The sequence below is a fragment of the Roseimarinus sediminis genome (assembly GCF_050433125.1).
GTDB classification, from domain to species: Bacteria; Bacteroidota; Bacteroidia; order Bacteroidales; family Prolixibacteraceae; genus Roseimarinus; species Roseimarinus sediminis.
This window is the reverse complement of record NZ_JBNPXV010000030.1, coordinates 1-7,648: the sequence shown is the minus strand read 5'-3', so window position 1 is coordinate 7,648 and position 7,648 is coordinate 1. Positions and strand designations below refer to the sequence as shown.

General features: G+C 31.7%; 6 protein-coding genes. All 6 read left to right on the top strand.

What is annotated here, in order from left to right; translation table 11 throughout:
• Positions 1–115: 115 nt before the first annotated feature.
• The 6 genes from FHS86_RS18935 (at position 116) to FHS86_RS18910 (ending at position 7,542) form a co-directional block, all read left to right on the top strand.
• Complete coding sequence (locus FHS86_RS18935; RefSeq protein WP_429417584.1) at positions 116–1,231, top strand: helix-turn-helix domain-containing protein; 1,116 nt, start codon at positions 116–118, stop codon at positions 1,229–1,231.
• Between the two features lie 93 nt (positions 1,232–1,324).
• Positions 1,325–2,851 carry a serine hydrolase domain-containing protein gene (locus FHS86_RS18930; RefSeq protein ID WP_429417581.1) on the top strand — a complete coding sequence of 509 codons (1,527 nt, stop codon included), beginning with the start codon at positions 1,325–1,327 and terminating at the stop codon, positions 2,849–2,851.
• Positions 2,852–2,888: 37 nt separating this feature from the next.
• The gene (locus FHS86_RS18925; RefSeq protein ID WP_429417578.1) at positions 2,889–4,136 is read left to right on the top strand and encodes a serine hydrolase domain-containing protein; all 1,248 of its coding nucleotides are present in this window, start codon (positions 2,889–2,891) and stop codon (positions 4,134–4,136) included.
• Positions 4,137–4,242: 106 nt separating this feature from the next.
• Entirely contained in the window at positions 4,243–5,961 is a 1,719-nt protein-coding gene (locus FHS86_RS18920; RefSeq protein WP_429417575.1) for a LamG-like jellyroll fold domain-containing protein, read from the top strand.
• A 157-nt stretch (positions 5,962–6,118) separates the two neighbouring features.
• The gene (locus tag FHS86_RS18915; protein ID WP_429417573.1) at positions 6,119–6,445 is read left to right on the top strand and encodes a hypothetical protein; all 327 of its coding nucleotides are present in this window, start codon (positions 6,119–6,121) and stop codon (positions 6,443–6,445) included.
• A 2-nt stretch (positions 6,446–6,447) separates the two neighbouring features.
• Positions 6,448–7,542: a serine hydrolase domain-containing protein gene (locus tag FHS86_RS18910; protein ID WP_429417570.1), complete on the top strand. Its 1,095-nt coding sequence runs from the start codon at positions 6,448–6,450 to the stop codon at positions 7,540–7,542.
• The last annotated feature ends 106 nt before the right edge of the window (positions 7,543–7,648 follow it).

The window sequence follows — 7,648 nt, the reverse complement described above, 5'->3', positions numbered from 1 at the left end:
ACGTACGGTTTGATGCAGGGGGCACTGATAGTTTATCCAGAATACGTACATTTATCGGTACTAATTTTGAGTAAGCTATCAGGCTCTACTCTACGGTGTTATTGAAAAATAAAAAATGATAAAGATTACCATAATTAGCCTGCTTTCAATACAAACATTAATTCTAAGCATCCTGCTGTTTCTGAAGAAAGAGAACAGGCAAAGCAATGCAATGCTCGGTCTTGTTTTATTTCTATTTGGATTAACTACACTTAGTTTTTCACTTTTCCATGGATTCTTTCGGGAACAATTAGCAGAATATTTGCCCTATTTGAGATTTGAGCCTTTGTTCGGGCTTGGACCCGCTTTATATCTATATACCAGAAATGTTACTAGGACAAATTCCAACTTGAGATTAAATAATTTCCTTATCCTGCTACCTGCATTTTTAGAGTTCATCTACTATAGAACATCTTATTACAGGGACGGAATCATGCAATTGGGTTCCGATAACATGAATGTTTTGCAGCAGATATTTATGGTGGAGCAATGGACAGGCTTTGCATATTCTACCATTTTCATGTTTTTATCTGTTTATGAACTTTTTAAATATAATAAGTGGCTATACAATAACTTCTCCTACACGTCCGGCATATCACTTAAATGGATACAAATACCTATTATTTGTTTTGCTTCATTTTGGTTTTTATGGTTCATTTTGCTTCTGTCAGATATTCTAATATTTTCTGGGGTTTATGTTCGGTATTATTATTCCCAGATGTATATTATTCTTACTTTAATTTCATTATGGATTGGTTTTAAGAGTTATACATACTCGTACAGAGGTATAGAGGGGTTCGGAAATTTTACAAAAACTACAAATAGTTCACCGAAAAAAGATAATGCAGAACTTCAGAAGATTGCGGAATTATTAAAAAGTAAAATGCAGCGTGAAAAGTATTATTTAATTCAGGATTTAAGTTTAAAAATGCTTTCAGAAAAGATAGGTGTCAGAGAAAAAGAATTATCTGCTGCTATAAATCAATGTCTGCAAGTGAACTTTCATGAATTTATTAATACATACAGGGTAAATGAGTTTATCGAAAGAATAAAAGCCGATAATAAAAAACAATTTACATTCCTGGCCCATGCTTATGAAAGCGGTTTTTCATCTAAATCATCGTTTAATAGCATTTTCCGGAAACAAACTAATAAAACACCAAGAGAATATTTCTCTGAATTAACTATCTGATACTTTAAAAAAGTCCAAAATCAGGTTTTCGGACGATTCATGTTTCATAATTTCTGTGCTTTGTAGCCATACAATTTTAAACACATAATAATTATGAAATCATTTGTTTTATTTTCTCTCACGTTTATTTTGCCGATGTGCATGCATGGTCAGGACTCTGCGGAATTTGATTTTTCACCGGTCGAAGTAGAAATTGAGAATGCTATAGATAATAAAGTAATCCCTTCAGTAGTAGTTGCAGTTGCAAAAGACGGGAAGATTATCTATGAAAAGGCTTTTGGGTATGCTGATATAAAAAAACAGGTTAAAGCTACAACTTCTACATCATACGAAATTGCATCCTTGTCGAAGCCCTTCACAGCGACAGGTATAATGCTTTTGGACCACATGGGAAAAATTGACATTGAAATGTCTGCAGATCAATATATTCCTCCGCTAAAATTTAAAGTTGCAGAAGTTAATTCTTCAGAGGTCAGGATTATTGATTTGTTAAATCATACATCAGGATTAGGAAATTATTTTCAATTGAGCTATTCTGATGAAAATACAGAATCTGACGATTTCAGGATGGCCTTTAATAAGTACGGAACACTTTTTCATCAGTCAGGTCAAATTTGTGAATATTCAAACCTAGGATACGGACTGCTTGGTTACATAATTGAGAAACAAGGAAAAACCATTTATTCCGAGTTCATGATGAAAGAATTATTTATACCTCTTGGCCTTGAAAATACATTTATTGGTAAGCCGAAAAAGAGAAATAAACACATCGCTCAAAAATACGATGCCAACATGCATCTGTTACCTGAAATAATAAATAATACAATAGGAGCAGGAAACATTTATTCGAGCATTCATGATTTGATACTATTCGGTTTGTTTCATCTTAAATCTGATAATTACGAAAAACTTTTAAGCTCAGAAGAGCTAGAAATGATGCACAGTTACATCAATAAAAACACATTGTATCACTATTATGATTCAACTTATTATGGATTAGGGTGGTACTTTAAAAATGATGATAATGGCTATAAAATAGTTTGGCACGAAGGCGGTATGATGGGAGTAAGTTCTATGCTAAAACTAATTCCCGAAGAGAATATTGCGATTGCAGTAATTATCAACACATTTAATAAGTCATATTGTCAGAAAATTACCAATCAACTAAACAAAGTAGTTATGCCTGATTACAATCCTTCACCAATCAGCGAAATAGCTAATTACACTCCATACACCAAGGATTCAACTCTTATTGGGGAATGGGCTGGATTTATTAAGGTTGGTCAGGATAGTATTCCATGCACATTGAACTTCAACTCAGACAGAAATATTATAATTAACTATTTAGATTATACATATAGGTCTTATTTTACGCAAAACAATCCAATACCCAATAAAACTTTCTTGCTGAATGGATTAGTAAATCAAAAATCTTTTATTGGCATGTTTCCTGGTGATTTACCTTCAAATGATATAAGACATGAGTTTAGCCAGTTTTTATCTCTGAAATTAATTAAGAATGACAATGTTCTTTCGGGACAGATTGTGGCATTGGCAGCAGCAGACAGAGAATATTACGCTTATCCTTACTATATTAGGTTAGAAAAAAATAACCAATAATAAACAAACGTTTATACTAACTATTAATATTTTAATAATGAAGAAGGTTCACATATTATTTTCATTGCTTGTCTCAGAATTAATTGTCCTGGTAATTGTATTAAAAATTTATTTATTGGGCGGGAAACATTTATCCCCCTATTTATCTTTTATCCTACTACTGATAGTAAGTGCGATTCTAATTTTTAAAAATCAAAATAAGAGGAAAATGCTGTTATTATGTTCTTTTTATTTAACTGGTTATGTAATAATAATGCTTTTTTTATTTCGTGTTTTTCACTGGCCAAATCATGATAAAGAATTTATACGTGTTAATAATAATTATACTTCATATTCATGGCAGACAGCAGAACCAAAAGAAGATGATTTTAATACAGAAAGATTATCTTACATACTAGCTAATGCTAAAAGCATTAAGAATCTACAATCTGTTCTAGTGGTAAAAGACAAAAAACTCATCGTTGAACAGTATTTCCATGGTTGTAATCAATTTGATGCTTTTAATATCTTTAGTATGACACAAACAGTTATATCTTCTTTAATTGGAATTGCAATTGACCAAGGGATAATTGGAAGTGAAAAAGATAAAATGATTAACTATTTTCCTGCTTATAGAAACCAAAAATATATATCGGATAAGAAAAATATTACCATTGAAAACTTACTGACAAATCAAGCTTGGTTAAATGGCAATGAGAACGAAAGCAGTTTTAATAGTTTTAACTGGATTAAATCAACTCTAAAAAGACCAAGAAATAATAAAAAGGGTATTCAGTATTTTCAACAGCAAACCGGTCATCTTTTATCCGGAATAATTACAGAGGTGTCGGGAAAAAGCACTAAAAAATATGCAGAAGAATATCTTTGTAAGCCTTTAGGAATTAGAATTATTAACTGGTTTCAGAGTCCCGGGGGAATTTATAGGGGAAGTAATACATTATACCTTACATCAAGGGATATAGCCAGATTTGGAGATTTATATTTGTCAAACGGGAAACTGAATGGTAAGCAAATTCTTTCAAAAAAATGGATTGATAAATCTCTTACTAGGCATATTGAAATTACTTTACAGGTAAACAAGGACTTTCTTATAAATGGTGTCGGATATTCTTGGATAACAGGAACAATACACAATAAAGATGTTTATATAGCAAGCGACTTGAATGGTGTTTTCATAATTAATATTCCAAGTGAAGACATTACTATTGTCACAACCAGGTATAAAATTAGAGATTACAAATCAATCGAGTCTTTAATTTGTGATATTGTTTCAACAATCAAATAAGATTCGAGAATGTATAATTTAGATACAACATTACATGACAGAAAATCTGCACAATAAAATTAAAAAAGACTTACATTATCAAACATAACAACAAACCAACACAACAATGTCAAGAACGATCTTTATTTTCACATTTTCACTCTTTTTTTATTTTTCTGTTTTCGGACAAGTTCGGTATGAAATAGTAATTGGAGAAAGAATAAAAATTAAATCTGATATTATCGGTGATTCGGTGGAATTTCAGTTATTCGTCCCACAAGATTACAATAAAAGTGATTTAATTTATCCAGTAATCTATTTACTAAATGGAGAACAGTATTTTCATACAACCACTGGAGTTGTAAGGCAATTAGCAAAATCCAAAGAAATCCCCGATTGTATTGTCGTAGGACTTACACCTGATAGTAGATTTTTTCTGGATAAAAATGAGAGTAAAACCTATTTCGATTTCATAGACCTTGAGCTTAGTTCTTTTCTTGAAAATAATTATAAGACATCACCATATAAAATTATTATTGCTAATTCAATTTATGCCCAATTATCTTTATATGGTTTAATATCAAAGGGTAATACTTTTAATTCCTACATACTTTCGAGTCCATTTTTTACTATAGATGATTACCTATATGATTTTGAAAGTTTTGTTGATGATGGTAATAAACTTGATTTCAACCTGCAAATAAGTTGTGGTTATGAACAAGAATACAAAGTTGATAAGACCTATAAATTAGCACGAGTTGTCAAAAGAGCTCTTGTTGGTAATTCAAATTGGGAATACAAGTATTATAATGATATCGATAGAGAACTAGCATTTTTGAAAACAATAATTGACTTTCTTCCTGAGAATTTTGATGACCTAAAGGTGCGCCAACCTCTTGCTGATTATTCTGATTTTGATAATAAATTCTCACAAAGAGATTTGTTAATTGCAAAATATGGGTACGACTATCTTGATTTAGAAAGAGCTCCAAAATCAATTGGGCAAAAAATACTTGAGAATATTGATAATGAAGCTTTTTTCTCTGAGGGGATGCTTGCTTCATACCAAAATAAGAATGGTTATTTCAGTGATGATACTGAGATATTAAATGTGATAAGATACTTACAATCTATTGGCAAAACAAAGGAATCTGATAATGTTCGTTCCTTACTTTCAAAATCAAAAAAGAATTATGAATATGTTAATAATTACACAAATAACATTGAACTTGAACGGGGCTTATTATACAATCTAAAATTAGATTCCACAAGCAATGCAACATTCAAACATAAAGGAGCTGAAATCAATGATATAGAATATGTTTATGGCGTTGATAACCTTCCTTCTACTGCTGTGAGCATGACTTCAAGTCAAGGAAAAATTAGAATTAATCACAGTCCAGAATATGACCCAAAGAAATCGGTCTCAATATCATGTTGGATTTACCCAAATCAACTCAGAAATGCAGATTCTTGGGCCATTAGTATGAAACTCGGTAATAAAGGGCCACATTGGAATACTACGGTGGGTAGATATCTCGACCAGTGGGGATTTGAAATTTATAATATTGGGCGATTTGTCTATTTGGTAAATGATTCAATTCATTTAAACCAGTGGAATCATGTTGTTATTGTTGCAGACCAGTCAATTGGTAAGTTGACTTTTTATAAGAATGGAATCCAAATAGCGCAACGAGATGATTTAGTCCCCTTTCTTGATAGTGCTGAAATATTACAAATCGGGAATGATATCTTTTCTTTTGATGGTAAGCTTGATGAATTTAGGTTATACCAAAGAGTAATTAGTGAAGCCGAAGTAAAAGAACTTTATAATGCACATAATTAACAATTTACAATTACCAACAATGCGTGTTGTGCATACTTGTTTTTGCAGTTTGTAAACGTTTGTAGCTCGTAAAAGAAGTTAGTGTAACTTTATAGGAAATCGCTCAGTAATCAAATCTCGCACAACATACCATGCATTCGTCTTCTTTTTGCTATCCGTGATTTTGATTTTCTTCAAGTCTGTTATCACCATTGATACAGAGAAGAAATTACTTAGAAAATACACTGGGATTGTTTTTACAAAAAAGGGCGAATGGGAAAATATAAACCAACCAAGCTGTATTCAGATTGTAAAATCAAAAGAATCACAAACAATGGCTGTGCTTTCCATTAGCCGAACAGCAACGAATGAGATTTACAAACTCTATTTGAATAAGCCTGATAAAAATATTTTATTGATGAAAGGCAGAAATAATGATATGTTTAAAAAAGGTAAAAGAATAGCTTCTTGGCTTCATACTTCACTAATATCTAATACTGAATAATTATGAAAAATATATTACGATTTGTTATAATCCTTGTTTTTTTATCGGGCTGTAATAACAGTAATGAATGCAGTTATGTGAAACCTATTGATAAAAATGATGGTTTGAAAGTTTCTACACTGGAAAAACACCATCTGAACCTAGAAGCTTTTGAAAATGTGAATAGAGATATTTGCAATGGAGTTTACGGCAATTTGCATAGTGTTCTGGTTATTCACAAAAATGAACTTGTAGTAGAGCAATATTATAATGGCTGGAATGGGTCTCAACCTCATTTTCTAGCATCTACAACAAAAAGTTTTAGTGTAATTATGACAGGTATTGCAATAGAACAAGGCAAGATTAAAGATGAAAATGAAAAAATGCTTGATTTCTTTCCAGAATATTTATCTCAATCAAACGACACTCTCAAAGATAAAATAACAATTAAGCATCTACTGACCAACACATCTGGATTTGAATGGGACGAAGTTTCATTACCTGTTGATGACCCTAATAATATGGGCTATAAAATGGATAAGGTAGACAATTTGTTTAAAGCATCAATTGAGTTGCCTATGGAAGCTATGCCTGGAACCAAATATGCTTATAGTGGACCAAACAATATTATTATTGGTGAAGTAATTAAAAAATCAACGGGACAAAACATTGCAGAATATACGGAAGATAATCTTTTCAAACCTCTTGGAATAAAAGATTACAATTGGTTTTCCAAAAATGGAATTTATGATGTTGGTGGTGGACTAAAACTAAAATCAAGAGATATTGCGAAATATGGATTGCTCCATTTGAATAAAGGGAAATGGAATGACAAACAAATTGTTTCGTCAGAATGGATGGACGAAATATTTGAGCCATATATTGAAATAAGACATCCTTTATATAGTTGCTGTCAATGGCAAATGGTGAAAACCGAATACGGATTTAATTCTTGGTTTATCCCAGGAAATGGCGGACAAATCATAAATGTAGTTCCAGATTTAGATTTGGTAATTGTAATAAATGCTGACAATAGAAAAATCTCGAAAGAAAAGCGTAACCCATTAGAATATTTGATTAAAGATTTGACTAATATTCACCCGAAATTGAGGAACTAAAGAAACAACAACACCTAATAAATAGAACTCTGAGCGGCGCGCAGCGCCCAGTGAGGAGTTTCGGTTGAACTACATCCATCCCGCTACGGTGCTATGTACTTAAAGA